The following is a 19,724-nucleotide window of genomic DNA, read 5'->3' on the forward strand; positions in this document are numbered from 1 at the left end:
CAACAAAATGAACGCATATATAGTAGCAGCATCCCGCAGTGCAGTTGGAAAAGCAAGCCGTGGCGGTTTTAGGTTTACCCGACCAGACACTCTTGCTGCCGAAGTAATTAAGCAACTGGTGGCATCTGTACCCAATGTGGATAAAGAGCAAATTGAAGATGTGATTGTAGGCAACGCCACCCCCGAGGCCGAACAGGGTTTAAATGTAGCCCGCCTGATCTCGCTGATGGCATTGGATACCGATAAAGTTCCAGGGATGACAGTGAACCGGTATTGCGCTTCGGGATTAGAAACTATTGCCATTGCCTCGGCAAAGATACATGCTGGCATAGCCGATTGCATTATAGCCGGCGGTGTAGAAAGCATGAGCCTGTTACCCATGGGTGGGTGGCGTATTGTACCCAATGCCGATGTTGCCATAGTACACCCCGATTATTACTGGGGTATGGGATTAACCGCCGAAGCTGTTGCCAGAGAATATAACATTAACCGCGATGAGCAGGACCAGTTTTCCTATCAATCGCATCAAAAGGCTATCAGTGCTATTGCAGGGGGGAAATTTAAAAATCAGATTGTTCCGGTTAATGTATCTGAAAACTATGTTGACGAAACTGGAAAAAGAAAAACAAGATCATCTATAATAGATACAGACGAAGGGCCGCGTGCCGATACATCCATAGAAGCATTGGCAAAACTTAAACCTGTGTTTGACGCCAAAGGGCTGGTAACTGCGGGTAATTCATCACAAACCAGTGATGGTGCCGCCTTTGTGATGGTGGTAAGCGAGCGTTTTATGAAAGCAAACAACCTTACACCTATTGCCCGTTTGGTAAACTATTCCGTTGTTGGCGTTCCACCACGAATTATGGGTATTGGCCCCTTGTATGCTATTCCCGCAGTATTAAAAAAGGCGGGCCTAAAACAAGATGAAATAGACCTTTTTGAACTGAACGAGGCTTTTGCATCGCAATCATTAGCAGTAATAAAGGGGCTGGGCTTAAATCCTGATATTGTAAATGTTAACGGTGGCGCTATAGCATTGGGTCACCCGCTGGGATGCAGCGGTGCCAAACTTTCGGTACAGCTGTTTGATGAGTTGAAACAACGGGATAAAAAATACGGCATGGTTACCATGTGCGTTGGTACCGGACAAGGTGCCGCAGGAATATTTGAATTATTAAATTAAGATAAAAACATTAAATACATACAATTATGAGCACAGCAACAGAAAACAAGCATTTAAAAGGTGGTGAGTTCTTGGTAAGAGAAACAAATGCTGAAGATGTGTTTATTCCTGAAAACTGGGATGAAGAGCAGCTGATGATAGCCCAAACCTGCCAGGACTTTGTGGAACAAAAAGTTGTTCCGGTGCTTGATCGTATAGATTTACAGGAAGAAGGGCTGATGATTCGTTTAGTTAACGAAGCCGGCGATTTGGGCATCCTGGGTGTTTCCATCCCCGAAGAATATGGCGGTTTTGGTAAAGATTTTACCACAGCCATGCTTATCAGCGAAAAAACCGGTCCGGGGGCATCATTTTCGGTAGCGGTTATGGCCCATACGGGTATTGGTACATTGCCTATACTATATTACGGTAACGACGAACAAAAAAACAAATACATTCCTAAACTGGCTACCGGCGAATGGAAAGGCGCCTATTGCCTTACCGAACCGGGTGCGGGTTCAGATGCAAACTCGGGCAAAACGCGCGCCACACTATCTGCCGATGGTAAACATTACTTCATCAACGGGCAAAAAATGTGGATCACCAATGCGGGCTTTGCAGATGTATTCACCGTTTTTGCCAAAATTGACAATGACGAAAATCTGAGCGCCTTTATTGTTGAAAAAGGTTTTGAGGGCTTATCCCTTAACCCCGAAGAGCACAAAATGGGCATTAAGGGCAGCTCAACCCGCCAGGTATTTTTCAATGATTGTAAAGTACCTGTAGAAAACCTACTTTCGGAACGGGGTAACGGCTTCAAGATAGCGGTAAATATTCTAAACCTTGGTCGTATAAAATTAGGCGGGGCCGCTTTGGGAGCTTCCAAATCTGTTATAACAAGTTCTGTTAAGTATGCCAACGAGCGTGAGCAATTTGGTCGCCCTATTGCAAAATATGGCGCAATCCGTTATAAATTAGGTGAGCAAGTTATCCGCGCATACGCTGCCGAATCTGCTATGTACAGGGCAAGTCAGAACATTGAAGATGCCACACATAACCTAATTGAACATGGCATGGATGCATCACAAGCCAAGCTTAAAGGCACCGAACTATTTGCTATTGAAGCGGCAATTATAAAGGTACATGCATCAGAAGCGCTTGATTATATTGTGGATGAAGGCGTACAGATTTACGGAGGTATGGGTTACAGTGCAGAAGCACCAATGGACAGGGCTTATCGCGACAGCCGCATTAACCGCATATTTGAGGGTACTAACGAAATTAACCGTATCTTAACAGTAGATATGATATTAAAGCGCGCCATGAAAGGCGAGCTTGATTTAATGGGACCGGCGCAAACAGTTGCTACCGAATTAATGAGCATTCCTGATTTTAATATTGTTGAGGAAGATCTTTTCACCAAAGAAAAAAAGTATGTATCAAACTTTAAAAAGGCAATTTTACTGGTAGCGGGTGCAGCAGTTCAAAAACTGATGGCCAACCTTGCCAAAGAGCAGGAAGTTTTGATGAATATTGCCGATATGGTTATTGAAACCTATGCCAGCGAATCAATTCAGCTGAGGGTAGAAAAATTAGCCGGCCAGCGTGGTGAAGATGCTGTTAAGGATCAGATTGATATGATGCAGGTTTATATAAGGGATGCCGGTGATAAAATATTTAAAGCAGGTAAAGAAGCATTGAATGCTTTTGCCGAAGGCGATGAACGAAGGATGATGATGACCGGCCTAAAACGCTTTACCAAAACGGAGGATATTAACACCACCGCTGCCCGCAGAAGAATTGCGGCAAAACTGATTGAACAAAATAAATATTGCTTCTAACCGGGCTCATTTAATATTTTAAAACAGGTTATATGAAGAATGTAGCAAGATTGTTTGATTGTATAAGCACACAGGCCCAAAATCCTAAAGCCGACCTGTTAAACGCCAAGGAAAACGGTGTATGGGTTTCCTATAGTACAACCGAGGTGCATGAAAAAATCTATCAATTAGCTGTGGCTCTTCTCGGGATGGGCATATCAGCCGGTGATGGTACCACGGTAGGCAGGGATAAGGTTGGCCTGATCAGTAACGGCAGACCCGAGTGGGTCATAGTTGATTTGGCAGTTCAGTTAATAGGCGCCATACTGGTACCTCTTTACCCCAACAGCAGCTTAAAGGAAATTGAGCTAATTTTAATTGAAGCAGAGGTTAAGTGCATTTTTGTAAGTGATGCCGATCTTTGCGGCAAGGTAAATACCGTAATTGATCATGTGCCATCCTTAAAATCCGTTTTTTCTTTTAATGATTTAAAAGACTGTAAAAGCTGGAAACAACTGCTTAAACCCATTACGAACGCCGACAAAGACAAAGTAAATGCAATAAGCGCCACAATTAAGGAAGATGATGTAACTACCATCATTTTCACCTCGGGCACCACGGGCCGGCCCAAGGGCGTAATGCTTAGCCACAAAAACATTGTAAATAACGTAACCGGATCGGGCGATGTACTAGACCAAATCCCTTTAGAAAATAAACGCGCGTTAAGCTTTTTACCGCTTAACCATATTTTCGAAAAAATGTGTACCTATATTTATCTCTTTTACGGTTTCTCTATTTATTATGCCGAAAGTATGGAGACTATTGGTTTTAATATGAAGGAGGTAAAGCCTTATATTTTTACAGCAGTACCCCGCTTATTGGAAAAAGTATTTGAAAAAATTATCATTGAAGGGCAAAAACTTACAGGCATAAAAAGGAGAATCTTTTTATGGTCAATTGTAATTGCAGAGGGGTTTGAGCTTACCGGTAAAAGCCCCTGGTATAAACTGCAATTAGCCATTGCCGATAAGCTTGTTTACAGTAAATGGCGCAAAGCGATAGGCGGCAATATAAAGGCGATAGTTGTAGGTAGTTCAGCATGCCCCGTTAGATTGGAGCGAATATTTACCGCCGCTAACATGGTTATTTTAGAGGGCTACGGCCTTACAGAAACCTCCCCGGTAATTTCCGTTAACCGATATGACCTTGCTCACAGAAAATTTGGTACAGTTGGGCCCTTGATAAAAGATGTGCAGGTTAAAATTGCCAGCGATGGAGAAATACTCACTAAAGGACCAAGTGTAATGGTAGGCTATTACAAAAACCCCGAACTTACTGCCGAGGTGCTGGAAGATGGCTGGTTTCATACCGGGGATATTGGCGTACTGGATAAAGAAGGTTTCCTGAAAATTACCGACAGGAAGAAAGAGATCTTTAAAACATCAGGTGGTAAATATGTTGCCCCGGGCCCCATTGAAAACCGCATGAAGGAGAGCCCATTTATTGAGCAAATGATGGTGATTGGCGCCGACAGGAAATTTACATCGGCCTTAATTGTACCCTCCTTTCCTAATCTTAAATTATGGTGCACTCAAAACAAGCTCGATATTTCTTCCAATAATGAAATTGTGACTAATGCCACGGTAATTGCATTATTTCAATCAATTATAGAATCATTAAACACGGAGTTCAACCATGTTGAACAAGTTAAAAAATTCACTTTGATTCAACACGAATGGACCATTGATGGCGGGGAACTTACCCCCACCGGTAAAATGAAACGCCGCGCTATTTTAGAAAAATACGATAAGGAAATAGAAAAAATGTATACCAGCGACATTGACAATCCAGCTGTTACTCATTAATTTTCACTTCCCTATTCTTTTTATAACCCATGTAAATGAATACACTTCAGTTAACTATTCGGGATAACCTTGCCATCATCACGTTAGATAGGGGCCGATCCAACCCCATAAATACAGAAATGATCACAGAACTGATATCATCAGTAAAGGATATTGACGCAAACGATAACATAGCAGGACTAATCATCACCGGCAAAGAAGGTTTCTTTTCTGCCGGTATCGATTTAATGGAGGTATACAATTATAACGAAGAACAGAGTAAAGATTTCTGGACCAGTTTTATGTTGATGCAAACGGTTTTGATAAACTTTAAAAAGCCCTTTGTAACCGCAATAACAGGGCATAGCCCCGCAGGCGGCTGTATCATAGCCCTATGCAGCGATTACCGGGTTATGGCCTCCGGCCAATACATTATTGGTTTAAATGAGATTCCCATAGGCATCATAGTACCTGATACCGTATTTCACCTCTATGCATTCTGGTTAGGTAGCCGCAAGGCTTACCAATGCCTGTTGGAGGGTAAATTGCTGGCTGTTGAAGACGCCCTTAAAGATGGATTAATTGACGAGGTTTGTGCCGCTGAAGATGTATTAGCATCGGCAGAAAAAAAAGTACGGGCATACATGAAATTGAACCCCGCTACCTGGAGCCAAAGCAAAATGAATTTCAGGAAAGAGCTTTCTGAAAAGCTACAGGTTGATCAAAGCGCTGCCTTAAACAGGATGCTACAGCAATGGTGGGCGCCAGAAACACGCTTAACGCTGCAAAAAATAATTGATAAATTGGTGAACCCTGTTAAAAGCAAATAATTATATGCAAGCACCTGGCAATAATGACTTTTTGAACCATCCCGATGAAGAAGAAGGGATGTTGAAGGCAAATGCATTTAAAAACAAAACCATTATTATAACGGGTGGCGGTACGGGGCTTGGTAAAGCTATGGGTACTTACTTTTTAAAGTTGGGGGCCAATTTGATAATTACAAGCCGCAAGTTGGATGTGCTGCAACAAACAGCTAAAGAAATGGAGGCCGAAACCGGCGGCAAGGTATTGGCATTAGCCTGCGACGTACGCAACTATGATGAAGTAGAAAATATGCTTACACAGGCTATTGAAAGCTTTGGTAGTGTTAACGCGCTGGTAAACAATGCTGCAGGCAACTTTATATCACCTACAGAACGGCTATCCGCCAACGCGTTTTCAACCATTATTGATATTGTACTTAAAGGCTCTGTTAACTGTTCACTGGCCCTGGGTAAGTATTGGATAAAAGAAAAAATGGCAGGCAATATTCTCAATATCATTACCACCTATGCCTTTACAGGTTCTGCTTACGTAGTGCCATCTGCCTGTGCAAAGGGCGGCGTATTGGCCATGACCAGGTCATTAGCAGCAGAATGGGGACGGCACCAGATCCGTACAAATGCCATTGCCCCCGGCCCATTCCCTACCAAGGGCGCATGGGAACGCCTGTTGCCCGGCGAAATGGCACAAAAATTTGATTTTAAAAACAGGGTACCACTTAAAAGAGTAGGGAAACACCAGGAAATTGCAAATCTTGCCGCATATTTGATCTCAGATTTTTCTGGCTATATTAACGGCGACGTAATAACCATTGATGGCGGCGAATGGCTACAGGGTGCCGGTCAGTTTAATGGCCTGGAAATGGTAACTAATGATATGTGGGATAGCATTGAACAATTAACAAGGCATCCCAAAAGCAGCTAATCTGTCAATAAACTTTTAGTAATGATTGCACAAATAATATTTATTATCATTCTTGCTGCCGCTGTTTACCTGTTCACCAAAAACGCGGGTAAAATAAGACGCAATATCCTGTTGGGCCGCGATACCGACCGCAACGACAACCCGGCCGAACGCTGGAAAACCATGGCCAAGGTGGCCCTTGGGCAAAGCAAAATGGTAAAACGCCCCTTAGCCGCGGTAATGCATATATTTATTTATGTAGGCTTCGTGATCATTAATATCGAGGTATTGGAGATTATGATTGATGGTCTCTTTGGTTCGCATAGGATATTTTCAAAGCCGTTGGGAAGTTTATACGGATTCCTGATTGGCGGGTTTGAAGTACTGGCTGTGTTAGTACTTGTTGCCTGTGTTGTTTTTTTAGCCAGAAGAAATATTGTGCACCTAAAGCGTTTCAGCGGTAAAGAAATGACCGCATGGCCAAAATCGGATGCCAACTATATCCTCCTCATAGAAATATCGCTCATGGTTGCTTTTTTAACCATGAACGCTGCCGATTACAAATTACAGGCCCTTCACGTTGGCCATTATCTAAAAGCGGGCAGTTTCCCGGCAAGCAGTTTTATCGCCCCATTGTTGCCCAACCAGGCAACAGCATTGGAAATGATTGAACGCGGGTGCTGGTGGTTTCATATCACGGGCATTTTGGCATTTTTAAATTACCTGCCCTATTCCAAGCATTTTCATATCCTGCTGGCATTTCCAAATACGTACTATTCAAAACTTACGCCTAAAGGGCAATTCAGCAATATGGCTTCTGTTACCAACGAGGTAAAAGCCATGCTTGATCCGTCTTTTGTTCCGGAGGCTACAGCTCCCGGTCGTTTTGGTGCTAAGGATGTAACCGACCTTACCTGGAAAAACCTGATGGATGCTTACACCTGTACCGAGTGCGGCAGATGTACAAGTGTTTGCCCGGCCAATATCACGGGCAAATTGCTATCGCCCCGTAAAATCATGATGGATACCCGCGATCGTATCACAGAGGTGGGTAATAATATTGATAAGTTTGGCAAAGATCATAATGACAACAAATCATTGCTTGATGATTACATCAGCAGGGAAGAGTTATGGGCATGCACCACCTGTAATGCCTGTACAGATGCTTGCCCGGTAAACATCGACCCACTGAACATTATTACCGAAATGCGACGCTACATTGTGATGGAAGAATCACAGGCCCCAGCCAGCCTGAATGGTATGTTTGGCAATGTTGAAAATAACGGCGCTCCCTGGAAATATAGCCAGGCCGATAGATTGAATTGGGCAGAGAAATAGCAGGCGGTTTTAAGCTTGCCTTCATGAAATAAATCCAAGGTTATGCCCTGGGAAAATAATAAATCCGAAATGGAAGATCCGAAATCCGAACTAAAGATACCTACAATGGCGCAAATGGCTGCCGAAGGCAAAGAACCTGAATTATTATTCTGGGTTGGCTGTGCCGGAAGCTTTGATGAGCGGGCGCAAAAAATAACACGCGATATCTGTAAGATTTTGCAACATGTTGGCATCAGCTATGCCGTGCTGGGTACCGAAGAAAGCTGCACAGGCGATCCTGCTAAGCGTGCCGGTAATGAGTTCCTGTTCCAGATGCAGGCCATGACCAATATTGAGGTATTGAATGCCTACGCCGTAAAAAAGATAGTAACAGGTTGCCCTCATTGTTTTAACACCATTAAAAATGAATATCCCGGCTTGGGTGGTAGTTATGAAGTAATTCATCATACACAACTTATTCAGCAACTGATTGATGAGGGAAAATTAAAAGCCGAAGGCGGTGAAAGCTTTAAAGGCAAAAAAATCACCTTTCATGACCCATGCTATTTGGGCCGTGCTAATAATGTTTATGAGGCCCCTCGCGCAGCCCTGGAGATGCTGGATGCCGAACTTGTTGAAATGAAACGCTGCAAAAGCAACGGCCTATGCTGCGGTGCAGGCGGCGCCCAGATGTTTAAAGAGCCAGAAAAAGGAAACAAAGAAATAAATGCCGAAAGAATTGAGGATGCAATAAACGCCAACGCTCAAATTGTTGCGTCGGCCTGCCCTTTCTGTATGACCATGCTTAGCGATGGCGTTAAACTCAAAGAAAAAGAACAGGCAATACAGGTACTTGATGTTGCCGAATTAACCGTTAGGGCGAATGGCTTGTAAGGCTTCAACGTTATACTCAAAGCAATAAATATCTTTAGTCATATACAAAGTCAGTCTTCGGGGCTGCCTAAATTTAATTAACTTGTAATGAATCACATATAACCACACCTCATTGCGAGTTGTAAAATCCGGTGGCCTTTGAAGGAGAAAATGACAAACGGCGAAAGACTTACGAAGTTTTTAAAACTTCGTAAGTCTGGGATTCTGCAACTTGTCATGGGTAGGTACGAAGCAATCTCTACATAGGTAGATCGACCTTGTAGGTCCCCTCTTTACAGCTTGAATATTGCTTCGTACCTACCCATGACGTATTTACTAAAAAAGCTTTTGTCGTCCTGAACGATTTGAAGGATCTATTCTCCGCTATACTTCTTCGACCTGTACAGTCTGCGAATAGATCCTTCGTTCCTACCCATGACGTATTGAATTTTGAGGCGTGTGGACCTGTCAGTCTGAGCCTGTCGAAGACTCGCGCGGAGAGGCCTTTGCCCGCTATCCTTCGACAGGCTCAGGATGACAGCCTTTTTTGTTACGTTATTTTCTCCTTCAGAGGCCACCAGATTTTACAACTCAGGATGACAAACTTTTCAAACGTCATTTTCCTTTCAGTGTCCTCCGGATAGTAAAACTCGCAATTGTAAAGCTTCTATAAATCACGTCATAGCTGTTATGCAGGCCTAAAAATCTCCTGCAGGTTTATTTTTAATAAGGATTTGATGTTATTGATTTACAACGTAATCTTGCAGGCATAAATCGACTATTAAAACCAAAAATATGAAACAAGGACTTTTAATTGATATGGATGGCGTGATCTACAGCGGTGAAGAGCTGATTTCAGGAGCCGATAAATTCATTAAGCACCTTATAGATAATAATATACCATTTGCTTTTATGACCAATAACAGCCAGCGTACAAGCCTGGAGGTGGTGCGTAAATTAAAAAGAATGGGCATAACTGTAGAAACCAAACATGTATATACCAGCGCTATGGCAACCGGAAAGTTTCTTGGCGACCAAAGCCCAAATGGTACAGCTTACGTATTGGGCGAAGGCGGTTTATTAACCAGCCTGCATGAAAACGGCATCACTCTTGTCGACTCGGATCCGGAATTTGTGGTTTTGGGCGAGGGCCGTAATTTCACGCTTGAAATGGTGCAGCGGGCTGTTGATATGATACTTGCCGGTGCAAAGTTTATCACAACCAACAGAGACCCTTCTCCTAAAAAACCGGGATGGAACAATTTGGGTATCGCGGCAACAACCGCCATGATTGAAGAAGCAACCGGCCGCAAAGCATTTGTAACCGGTAAACCAAGCCCGGTAATGATGAGATCAGCCCGCAAATTCCTGGGTTTGGAAACCGCAGAAACAACGGTGATTGGTGATACCATGGAAACGGATATACAGGGTGGTGTTCAAATGGGCTATAAAACTATTTTAGTACTGTCTGGCATATCAAGTAAAGAAACGTTGGGCAACTATGCCTTTAAACCCGATATGATTGCGAGTTCGGTTGATAAGATAGTTTTCCCTTTAAAATGGTGGTAAACTATTTTAAATTTATAGTGGCTTTATATTAGCCTGAGGAGTTCGAAATTAAAACGCGGACGTCATGCCGAATTTATTTCGGCATCTCACAGGACAATCACGCCTGCCAGGTCACCAACTTACCTGCTGCAGACCTATCCCGTGCTCAATGAATGTGGGATGCCGAAATAAATTCGGCATGACGTGGCGTTTTTTTTAAGGGATTCCCTGTGATCCTCTATTATCATTTATCGTATGTAATAATTTCTTTACATTTACTGCGCGCCTCTAGGTAATGCATTACAAGAAATTGTTTTTAATTGGCTGTCACTTTGAATATACATGAGCTTGTTCACTTAATCCGATTTAATAACGATGAGTCGGCATTTAACGAGCTTTACAAAGCACAGGTAGTTAAGCTTTGTCAGTTCGCTAATTCTTTTCTGGACGATAATGAAGCCAGCGAGGAAATTGTGAACGACGTGTTCGTGAAGATCTGGCTCAACCGCAGCACGCTGGATAAAATCAGGAACCCACAGGTATATTTATATGTTGTTGTAAAAAATGCTTGCCTTAATCATATCCGCAGCAATTCGTCCAGAACAGTCAGGGAACTAAATATTGCCGAATCATTTTACTTTCACCTCAATGCAGATCCGGCACAATTACTTATCAGTAAGGAACTTCATGCCGAAATCATCAGTGCTGTTAACTGCCTTCCCCCCCGCTGCAAACTCATTTTTAAAATGGTAAAAGAAGATGGGCTTAGCTGCAACGAAGTAGCATCTATCCTTGACCTATCAAACAAAACGGTGTTTGCCCAATTATCCATCGCGCTTAAAAAACTCGAAAGCGTCCTCAGCTAAGTTTCTTCCAAATTTACCGTGCACAAACCTTGGTAAAACAAATTTTAATTTTATTTCAAAATCTTTTAGGAAAATCTTAATTGTTTGGTGTCTTTATATCAGATTAACTAAACTATGGGAAAATCAAGGTTTATTGAGCTGATGGCCAAAAGCATGGATGGGTCGGCCAGTAAAGATGAATTAAAAGAACTCGAACTATTTTTAAAACAGTATCCGGGATATAAAAAGATACAGCATGTAACGGATGCTTTAACCAGCACAATTAATAAGGATGATGCTATTTTAGAGGTAACGGCGATAAACAACAAGCTTGATGAGCTGTGGGTTAAAATCAAAAGTGCAGAAGGATCAGCAACTGAAACATTAAATGATAATATAAGATCGTTCAATTATTGGAAATGGATAGGTTCGGCAGCGGCGGTAACGGTGTTTGCTTTGCTAAGCTTTTTGTTTTATTACAAACAACAGGTGGGCCGGCAGGTTGCTGAAGTTACCATAAAAAGAGTAGATGTACCTTTTGGTAAAATGATGCAGGTTACCCTAGCAGATGGCACCAAAGTTAAACTTAATGCCGGCAGCCATTTTACCTATCCATCTGTTTTTTCAAATGCGCAACGGGAAGTAAATTTAGAAGGAGAAGGTTTTTTTGAAGTGACCAAAAATGCTAAGAAACCATTTTTAGTACACACCGCCGGGTTTACTGTAAAGGTTTTAGGCACTGTGTTTAATGTAAAAGCTTACCGGGATGATAAATCAACCGAAACTACCTTATTGAAAGGTAAGGTGCAGGTAGAGTTAACAGACGACCCTGAAAAGAAGATCATTTTATCGCCTCATGAAAAGCTCACTATAAATAACCCGTTACCAATGGCTAATCACCCGGCAATTAAGGTGGATGTGGCAAAAATAAAATATGAAGTGGCTACACTGCCCAATATTAGTAATGACATTTACCAGGAAAATGCCTGGACAGAGAACAAAATCATGTTTGTTAATAATGATTTTGAAGATGTTGCCCGGCAAATGGAACGCAAATATGATGTGCACATCGTATTTGAAGATGAAGCACTTAAAAAGGAACAGATCAGCGGTGTGCTGAAAAACGAAACCCTGGAAAGTGCGCTATTGATCCTAAAACAGATTATGCCATTTCAATCAAAAATTGAAGGCAATACTGTTTACCTGGCCTATAAGCTTAAAAAATAAATACCCCAACTAATACTAACTTAATTACGAAACATGAAGAGAAACATTTACTTATCAGATTCCTGAAAACCCATAAATAAACAAGGGAAGAGTTGCACCTCTTCCCCGCAAAAATCTGGGATTTATTATTAAGAGTAAGTGTGTTATGAAGGCGCTTACTCTATCCATTAATTTTCAAAACAAATGTAATGAAAAAAACAAGAAGGGCATTTGCAAGTCCATTTGCCCCCGTATGCCTTAAAGTTATTTTGCTAATGAAAGCAGTATTCTTTCTAATTCTGGTTACTTGTATGCAGGTTTCGGCCAATGTATATTCGCAACAGAAATTCACACTCAGCATTAAGCAAACAGATGTAAGTAGTATACTTACCAAAATTCAAAAACAAAGCGATTACCGCTTTTTTTACAACTACGCGTCCCTTAAAAAATTGGGCAAGGTTGATCTTGATGTGCAAAATGCAACAATTGAGCAGGTATTAGGTGCGCTTATTGATAATAAACTACCCTACAAAATGACCGATGGCCATGTAGTTATTATCTCAACTCCCGAAGACGGTAACATCCAGCTTATTGTTAAAGGAAAAGTTGTTGATAACAAAGGCGAACCGCTAATTGGTGTAAACATCAGGTTGCAGGGTACCAACCTGGGCACCACTACCGATATTAACGGTAATTTTGTGATTAACGCTCCCGACAAAGGTGTACTGGAGATCAGCTATATCGGCTATGAAAAAAAGATTGTAACTATAAACGGAGATCAGCCTTTGGCTATTACCCTTACCGCACTGCCATCGGCCTTAACCGAGGTTGTGGTAGTTGGTTATGGTACCAGTAAAAAGATAGATGTAACCGGCGCAGTGGCCAGCGTTAAAGGGGCCGATATTCAAAACCTGCCGGTAGCTTCTGCCGCACAGGCTTTGGATGGCCGTGCCAGCGGCGTAAATATCGTTCGTAACGACGGCTCACCAGGTGCAGCTCCAAGTATCCGTATCCGTGGTACAGGTACTATTAATGATGCCAATCCGCTGATCGTAATTGATGGTGTGCCAACCAGCAATCCCGACGCTTTGAGCGATATCAACCCAAATGATATTGCGTCTGTCGATATCTTGAAAGATGCGTCATCAAGTGCAATATACGGTACCCGTGCTGCAAATGGTGTGGTATTGGTTACTACCAAAAGAGGTACATATAACCAAAAACTGGCCACATCGGTTAACTTTTACAACGGTTTTTCAAATTCAACCAAATACATTGATGTATTAACCGCCCCCGATTTGTATAAATTGAAAAGGGAGCGTTATACTAATGACGGTGCTACAATAGGCGCCCCCTGGAATGATACGTATTACGCTACCCAAAGAACAGACTGGCAACGCGCCATTATGGGAACCGGCCATGTAACCAATGGAGATGTAAGCATCAACGGAGGTAACGAGCAATCAAACTACTACTTTTCAAGCGCTATTTATAACGAGGACGGGATCATTGATAAAAGTAACTTTAAACGTTACAGCACCCGCATCAACTCCGAGCATAAAATTACGTCGTGGTTAAAACTGGGCGAAAACATCCAGTTATCGTACGGAAACCAAAATGGTTTCAATAATAACGATTCGCAAACTGGTTTAATATTCTCGGCTTTACGCTTTAACCCGGCTATCCCATTGGTTAACCCAGATGGTACGTATGGCACATCAAAGGCATTTGGTAACCAGTTAGGCGATATCAACAGTCCTTATGCAACCATACAGGAAACTGACAAATACACCAAAAAATACCGTGCCCTCGCCAATGCCTTTGCCGAAATTACTTTTTTGAAGGAACTGAAGTTAAGGGTAAACTACGCTTTTGATGGTTCATTGATCCGCAATTATAATTTTAACCTAGCCGATGTTAACCAGGCAAGGCAAAATCCAACATCTACATTAACCCAATCAGAAGAGGAAGTTTCTTCACAACTGTTGGAGTCATTCCTTACTTATGATAAGGTGTTTGGCAAAAGCCATGTGACCTTTACCGGTGGTTACTCATACCAAAACTTTAATGATTTTGGATTTAATGCCTCACGTGTTGGTTATAACGATACCAGCATTGATCAAAGGGTACTTAACACGGGAAATCTGCAATATAACTCCAACATACTGGTTCAGCCAACTTCCCTTCAATCGGGTTTTGCAAGGTTGTTCTATGATTTCGATAGCCGGTTTTTAGCTACGCTTACTTTCCGTGCAGATGGTTCATCAAAATTCCTTCCAGGCAAACAATGGGGCTACTTCCCTGCGTTTTCTGTAGGATGGAGATTATCTAATGAGGAATTTATCAAAAATATCAGCTGGATAAGCAATCTTAAACTAACCGGTGGCTACGGCGAATTGGGTAACCAAAATGTGAGGCCTTATCAGTATTTGAGCCTTATTACAATAGGCAGCACTTATGAAAATAACGGTTATACCTTTGGTGGTACAGGCGTAAGCGGTGCGGCGGTTGCCACGGTAGCAAATCAGGATATTACCTGGGAGCGTGCTGCCATGACCAATATTACGCTCGATGCCGGTTTTTTAAATAATCAGTTAAATACAACCATTACCTGGTTTAATAAAAACACCAAGGATATGCTCATCCACCCGTCGCTGGTAAGCACTTACGGCTCGGTAGCTATCCCCGATCAAAATATAGGCACCATGAATAATAAAGGTATCGAGGTTGATATTAATTACCAGGGTGGCAACAAGTTGAAATATTCATTTGGCGCAAATGCATCGTTCATAAAAAACAAAGTAACGCAGCTTAATGGTGTGGGTACTTATATCCCTTCGACGTTTTACGGCCGTTCAAACCAGGAAATTTCAAGAACCTACCAGGGGCAGCCAATTGCGTCTTTCTACGGATGGAAAACCAATGGCTTGTATCAAACCCAGGCAGACATTGACGCCGACCCGGGACTAAAAAATGATCCTAACAAAGCTAATATCCGTCCGGGCGACGTACGCTTCCGCGATTTGAATGGCGATGGGGTCATTGATGGTAGTGACCGTACAGCATTGGGTAGCCCTAATCCTAACGTTACAGCGGGTTTACAGGGAAGTTTATCATACAAGGGTTTTGACCTGGCTTTAAACTTTACAGGTGTATTTGGTGTAAGCCTTTACAATGCCGATAGGATGCAGGGCTTAGACCCAACTTATCCGTTTAACCTGTATGCCGAAGATTTAAAACGTTGGACAGGCCCGGGTACAAGCAATTCTATCCCAAGGTTATCGCTCGATCCTACAAACAATAACTACCGTACATCAGACCTGTTTGTTGAAAGTGGTAATTATGTAAGCCTTAAAAATGCTACGTTGGGTTATAACCTGCCTGTTAGCTGGACTAAAAAGGCAGCACTTAAAGGCGTGAGGCTTTATGCGTCAGGGCAAAATTTATTTTATATAACCAAATACAAAGGCTACACGCCAGAGCTTGGTTATACTAATGGTAACCTGCAAAGAGGAGTTGATGTGGCCCAGTACCCATCTGTTAGGACAATCACATTTGGTTTAACTGTTAAACTGTAAGATCATGAAATCGAAAATATCATTATATATAAGTATTGGGTTGGTGTTGTGTGGCAGCGCCTGTAAAAAAGCGCTCGATTTAAAACAGCAGGGCGTTTATACTTCCGACAACTACTTCCGTAACGAAACCGACGCTGTAACTGCCGTAAACGGTATTTACAGCCTTTTAGAAGAAGAAGACTATATTGGCCATGCCGAGGCTACGTTTGATACCCCATCTGACGATTACTGGCGTTCTGGCGACCACGGCGAGGATGAAGGGATAGAAAATTTAACCTATGACGCTTCAAACGCCGCTATCAGGTACCCATACAAATGGCGTTACGAGGAAATTAACCGTTCAACTAACTGTATCATCAACATCCCTAAAATAACCGCTATATCTGCTGATATTAAAAACCGCAGCATGGGCGAGGCCTATTTTTTGAGGGCTTTTGGATACTGGCGCATGATGCTTATTCATGGCGATGCCCCTATCATTACCGAGGATGATTATGCAAAGCAATTGTTTAACGTACCCAAGTCGCCTATTGAAGAGGTGCGTAAGCAAATAGAATCTGATCTGTTAAAAGCGGTTGATCTCTTACCTGAAACTTATGCCGCAACCGAGCATGGCCGTGTAAGCAAGGGCACAGCGCTTGGCCTGTTAACCAAACTGTATATGTACTGGGAAAAACTCCCTCAGGCTATCGCTACAGGGCAAAAACTGATATCAAACCCGGCTTATGCTTTGGCTGCCAATTACAAGGATAACTTTACCCGTGCCAATGAAAGCAGCACCGAGCTGTTGTTTTCTATCCAGGCGGTGCAAAACGTGGTTCAAAACGATTTTACAGTTTACTACATCCCAAGGCCATGGGGCGGTTACGGTTTTAGCCAGCCTTTACAAGGATTGGCCAACGAGTTTGAAGCTAACGATCCCCGCAAAGCAGCAACATTGTTAAGCGTAGGTGATAAAGTTGACCTGGGCGATGGTAACGGCCTCACAACTTTTACTGCCGATCTTTCGGCAACAGGCTTTGCATTTAAAAAGTACGCGGTATTTAATACAGCAGCAGCCGGTGGTGGAGTAGACCACTCGTTTGCAGTACCGTTGCTGCGTTCGGCCGATATTTATCTGTTGGTAGCCGAGGCGCTGATCCGTACCCAAGGTGCCGGCGCTGGCGACGCGTTGATCAACCAGATCCGTCGCAGGGCTTCACCTTTGTTAAAACCGGTTGTTGGCGCAGGTATGACACAACTGATCCATGAGCGCCGTGTTGAGTTAGCCGGCGAAGGCGAGCGTCACCAGGATTTGATGCGTTGGGACAAAGTTAAAATTGTTGATATAGCTGCTATATATGCTCTGCCTGTTTCAAAGGCACCAATTGACCAGTCAAAAACAGTGACATTCCAAAGACCTAAAAATTATTATTTCCCATTACCACAGGTAGAAATTGATAAGAGTAAAGGAGTTTTAGTCCAAAATCCAAACTTTTAAGTAATGATCAATTAAAGGCCGGTAGCCAGCAATAATTTATTAAGTTAATTTACGCTGGTTACCGGCTTTTTTATTTAAATAATACCCTATACAAAAAGACCCAGCTTAAATGATGAAAAAAGGTTTATTGATATTTATTGTTACCGCATTTAGTTTAAATACCTACGCACAGGTTGATCAAAAAGCTTCCTATGATTTTATTGAAAGGATTATTCCGGGCAAATCAGCTGCCTTTTTAATTGAACCCATAGCTCAGGACAACGGCAAAGACGCATTTGAGCTTGATAACCGCGATGGTAAAATAGTTTTACGTGGCAGCAACGGCCTATCGGTAGCGGCAGCTTTAAATTATTACCTTAAAACGTATTGCTTTTGCGATATCGGCTGGAATGGTACCAATTTAAAACTCCCGGCAAATTTGCCTGCGGTTAACAGTAAAATCCATAAATCAACGCCATACCAATATCGCTATTACCTTAACTATTGCACCTTTAATTACACCATGGCCTGGTGGGATTGGGAACGCTGGCAAAAAGAAATTGACTGGATGGCTCTCAATGGCATCAACATGCCGCTGGCCATTACCGGCGAAGAAGCGGTTTGGCAGGATGTATATAAAAGCATGGGCTTTACAGATAAAGAACTGGACGCGTTTTTTAGCGGACCAGCCTATTTCTCCTGGTTTTGGATGGGTAATATTGATGCCTGGGGCGGCCCGCTGCCACAGCACTGGATGGATAGCCATAAGGCATTGCAAAAAAAGATACTGGAACGTGAACGTTTGTTCGGGATGAAACCGGTGTTGTCATCATTTACCGGGCACGTGCCTCCTTCTTTTAAGGATAGGTTCCCAAAGGCAAAAGTTAAGAAAACCAATTGGGATGCCGGCTTCCCCGATGTGTATGTTCTTGATCCTGATGATGAGTTATTTGAATCCATCGGCAAAAAATATATTGAGGCACAAACCAAAGAGTTTGGAACAGATCACCTTTACTCGGCAGATACTTTTAACGAAAACGTCCCTCCTACCAATGATTCTACCTACCTGGATGGGATGAGTAAAAAAGTTTTCAGATCTATGACCGCTGCCGATCCCAAAGCGGTATGGGTAATGCAAGGCTGGATGTTTCACTACAACAACAAATTTTGGCAGCCACAACAAATCAAAGCATTGCTAAATGCTGTACCGGATGATCAGATGATCGTTCTGGATTTGTACAGTGATGCCCACCCGGTTTGGAACCGTACCGAAGCCTATTACGGTAAACCATGGATCTGGAGTATGCTGCAAAACTTTGGTGGTAACATCAGTTTGTTTGGCCGCATGCGTCATATAGCCGCCGATCCTGCCATTGCCCTTCATGATCCCGAATCAAAAAACATGACCGGTATAGGTGTAACACCAGAAGGGATTGAGCAAAATCCCGCATTATTTGCCCTGATGCTTGAAAACGTTTGGCGCGATACCCCTATTGACGCGGATGCATGGGTAAGCAATTATGCCCGCAGGCGTTATGGAAAAACAAATACCCATGCCGATAATGCATGGCATATATTATTGAATACCGTTTACAGCGGTGGCCTTACCGAAGGTGGCCCGGAATCTATCATTGTGGCCCGGCCAGCTATGCAAAAAACTATCGATAGGGTGTTAACTAAACTGAACTATGACCCTAAGCAATTGGCAAAAGCATGGGAGCTTTTAGTAAACGCGGCCGATAGCTTAAAACAAAGTGACGGTTTTCAGTATGATCTGATTGATGTAACGCGCCAGGTATTGGCTAATTATGCAACGCCATTACAGCAAAAAATGGCATCTGCCTATAAAAGCGGTGATAAGGAAGCATTTAAACAATACAGCACCGCGTTTTTACAGTTGATGGATGATATGGATGCCTTGCTAAGTACCCGTAAAGATTTTTTACTGGGCAAATGGATCAACGAGGCAAGGGCAAACGGCATTACCGAAAAAGAAAAGAACCTTTACGAGTTTAACGCGCGCGACCTGGTTACCCTTTGGGGCGATAAGGAAAGCGGCCTGCGCGAGTATTCAAACCGGCAATGGGCAGGTTTAATAAAAGGCTATTATAAACCCCGCTGGGAATTATATTTTTCGCAGCTTAATAAATCATTGGCAACAGGTACCGCTTTTGATGACAAAGCATTTGATGCACAGGTAAAAAACTGGGAATGGCAATGGGTTAATAAGCACGATAATGCATACCCCGATGCCGCCAAAGGCGATGGCGTTGAAAAATCAAAGGCTTTATTTGCAAAGTATAATAGTTTGGTGCAGCAGGCAGCGTATTAACCAATACCT

13 protein-coding genes are annotated in these 19,724 nt (G+C 42.7%); all 13 read left to right on the forward strand.

The window, feature by feature from the left end; all coding sequences use genetic code 11:
• Positions 1–7: 7 nt before the first annotated feature.
• The 13 genes from AC1D0K_RS04115 (at position 8) to AC1D0K_RS04175 (ending at position 19,715) form a co-directional block, all read left to right on the forward strand.
• Complete coding sequence (locus AC1D0K_RS04115) at positions 8–1,186, forward strand: acetyl-CoA C-acyltransferase (RefSeq protein WP_477394748.1); 1,179 nt, start codon at positions 8–10, stop codon at positions 1,184–1,186.
• Between the two features lie 26 nt (positions 1,187–1,212).
• The gene (locus AC1D0K_RS04120) at positions 1,213–3,006 is read left to right on the forward strand and encodes an acyl-CoA dehydrogenase family protein (RefSeq protein ID WP_477394750.1); all 1,794 of its coding nucleotides are present in this window, start codon (positions 1,213–1,215) and stop codon (positions 3,004–3,006) included.
• A gap of 32 nt (positions 3,007–3,038) precedes the next feature.
• Positions 3,039–4,850, forward strand: a complete 1,812-nt coding sequence (locus AC1D0K_RS04125; RefSeq protein ID WP_477462999.1) for an AMP-dependent synthetase/ligase — start codon at positions 3,039–3,041, stop codon at positions 4,848–4,850.
• A gap of 35 nt (positions 4,851–4,885) precedes the next feature.
• Complete coding sequence (locus tag AC1D0K_RS04130; RefSeq protein WP_477394754.1) at positions 4,886–5,659, forward strand: enoyl-CoA hydratase/isomerase family protein; 774 nt, start codon at positions 4,886–4,888, stop codon at positions 5,657–5,659.
• Positions 5,660–5,717: 58 nt separating this feature from the next.
• Complete coding sequence (locus AC1D0K_RS04135) at positions 5,718–6,578, forward strand: SDR family oxidoreductase (RefSeq protein ID WP_477440375.1); 861 nt, start codon at positions 5,718–5,720, stop codon at positions 6,576–6,578.
• Between the two features lie 21 nt (positions 6,579–6,599).
• Complete coding sequence (locus AC1D0K_RS04140; RefSeq protein WP_477394756.1) at positions 6,600–7,895, forward strand: 4Fe-4S dicluster domain-containing protein; 1,296 nt, start codon at positions 6,600–6,602, stop codon at positions 7,893–7,895.
• 69 nt (positions 7,896–7,964) lie between these two features.
• Entirely contained in the window at positions 7,965–8,768 is an 804-nt protein-coding gene (locus tag AC1D0K_RS04145; protein WP_295715428.1) for a (Fe-S)-binding protein, read from the forward strand.
• A gap of 774 nt (positions 8,769–9,542) precedes the next feature.
• Positions 9,543–10,316: an HAD-IIA family hydrolase gene (locus AC1D0K_RS04150; protein ID WP_295715430.1), complete on the forward strand. Its 774-nt coding sequence runs from the start codon at positions 9,543–9,545 to the stop codon at positions 10,314–10,316.
• Positions 10,317–10,627: 311 nt separating this feature from the next.
• The gene (locus tag AC1D0K_RS04155) at positions 10,628–11,161 is read left to right on the forward strand and encodes an RNA polymerase sigma-70 factor (protein WP_477399973.1); all 534 of its coding nucleotides are present in this window, start codon (positions 10,628–10,630) and stop codon (positions 11,159–11,161) included.
• Between the two features lie 114 nt (positions 11,162–11,275).
• Positions 11,276–12,367, forward strand: coding sequence for a FecR family protein (locus tag AC1D0K_RS04160; protein ID WP_477442574.1), 1,092 nt, complete (start codon positions 11,276–11,278; stop codon positions 12,365–12,367).
• 188 nt (positions 12,368–12,555) lie between these two features.
• Positions 12,556–15,924, forward strand: coding sequence for a TonB-dependent receptor (locus AC1D0K_RS04165; protein ID WP_477396543.1), 3,369 nt, complete (start codon positions 12,556–12,558; stop codon positions 15,922–15,924).
• A gap of 4 nt (positions 15,925–15,928) precedes the next feature.
• Positions 15,929–17,404 carry a RagB/SusD family nutrient uptake outer membrane protein gene (locus AC1D0K_RS04170; protein ID WP_477396541.1) on the forward strand — a complete coding sequence of 492 codons (1,476 nt, stop codon included), beginning with the start codon at positions 15,929–15,931 and terminating at the stop codon, positions 17,402–17,404.
• 109 nt (positions 17,405–17,513) lie between these two features.
• On the forward strand, positions 17,514–19,715 hold the full coding sequence (locus AC1D0K_RS04175) for an alpha-N-acetylglucosaminidase (protein ID WP_477396539.1): 2,202 nt from the start codon (positions 17,514–17,516) through the stop codon (positions 19,713–19,715).
• Positions 19,716–19,724 lie beyond the last annotated feature (9 nt).

It is taken from the genome of Mucilaginibacter sp. P1_A3 (genome assembly GCF_056406855.1).

Coding starts and splice junctions, on each gene's coding strand:
- AC1D0K_RS04170 (WP_477396541.1), top strand. CDS start 15,929: ATGAAATCGAAAATATCATTATATATAAGTATTGGGTTGGTGTTGTGT.
- AC1D0K_RS04165 (WP_477396543.1), top strand. CDS start 12,556: ATGAAAAAAACAAGAAGGGCATTTGCAAGTCCATTTGCCCCCGTATGC.
- AC1D0K_RS04145 (WP_295715428.1), top strand. CDS start 7,965: ATGGAAGATCCGAAATCCGAACTAAAGATACCTACAATGGCGCAAATG.
- AC1D0K_RS04160 (WP_477442574.1), top strand. CDS start 11,276: ATGGGAAAATCAAGGTTTATTGAGCTGATGGCCAAAAGCATGGATGGG.
- AC1D0K_RS04130 (WP_477394754.1), top strand. CDS start 4,886: ATGAATACACTTCAGTTAACTATTCGGGATAACCTTGCCATCATCACG.
- AC1D0K_RS04150 (WP_295715430.1), top strand. CDS start 9,543: ATGAAACAAGGACTTTTAATTGATATGGATGGCGTGATCTACAGCGGT.
- AC1D0K_RS04115 (WP_477394748.1), top strand. CDS start 8: ATGAACGCATATATAGTAGCAGCATCCCGCAGTGCAGTTGGAAAAGCA.
- AC1D0K_RS04120 (WP_477394750.1), top strand. CDS start 1,213: ATGAGCACAGCAACAGAAAACAAGCATTTAAAAGGTGGTGAGTTCTTG.
- AC1D0K_RS04135 (WP_477440375.1), top strand. CDS start 5,718: ATGTTGAAGGCAAATGCATTTAAAAACAAAACCATTATTATAACGGGT.
- AC1D0K_RS04140 (WP_477394756.1), top strand. CDS start 6,600: ATGATTGCACAAATAATATTTATTATCATTCTTGCTGCCGCTGTTTAC.
- AC1D0K_RS04125 (WP_477462999.1), top strand. CDS start 3,039: ATGAAGAATGTAGCAAGATTGTTTGATTGTATAAGCACACAGGCCCAA.
- AC1D0K_RS04175 (WP_477396539.1), top strand. CDS start 17,514: ATGATGAAAAAAGGTTTATTGATATTTATTGTTACCGCATTTAGTTTA.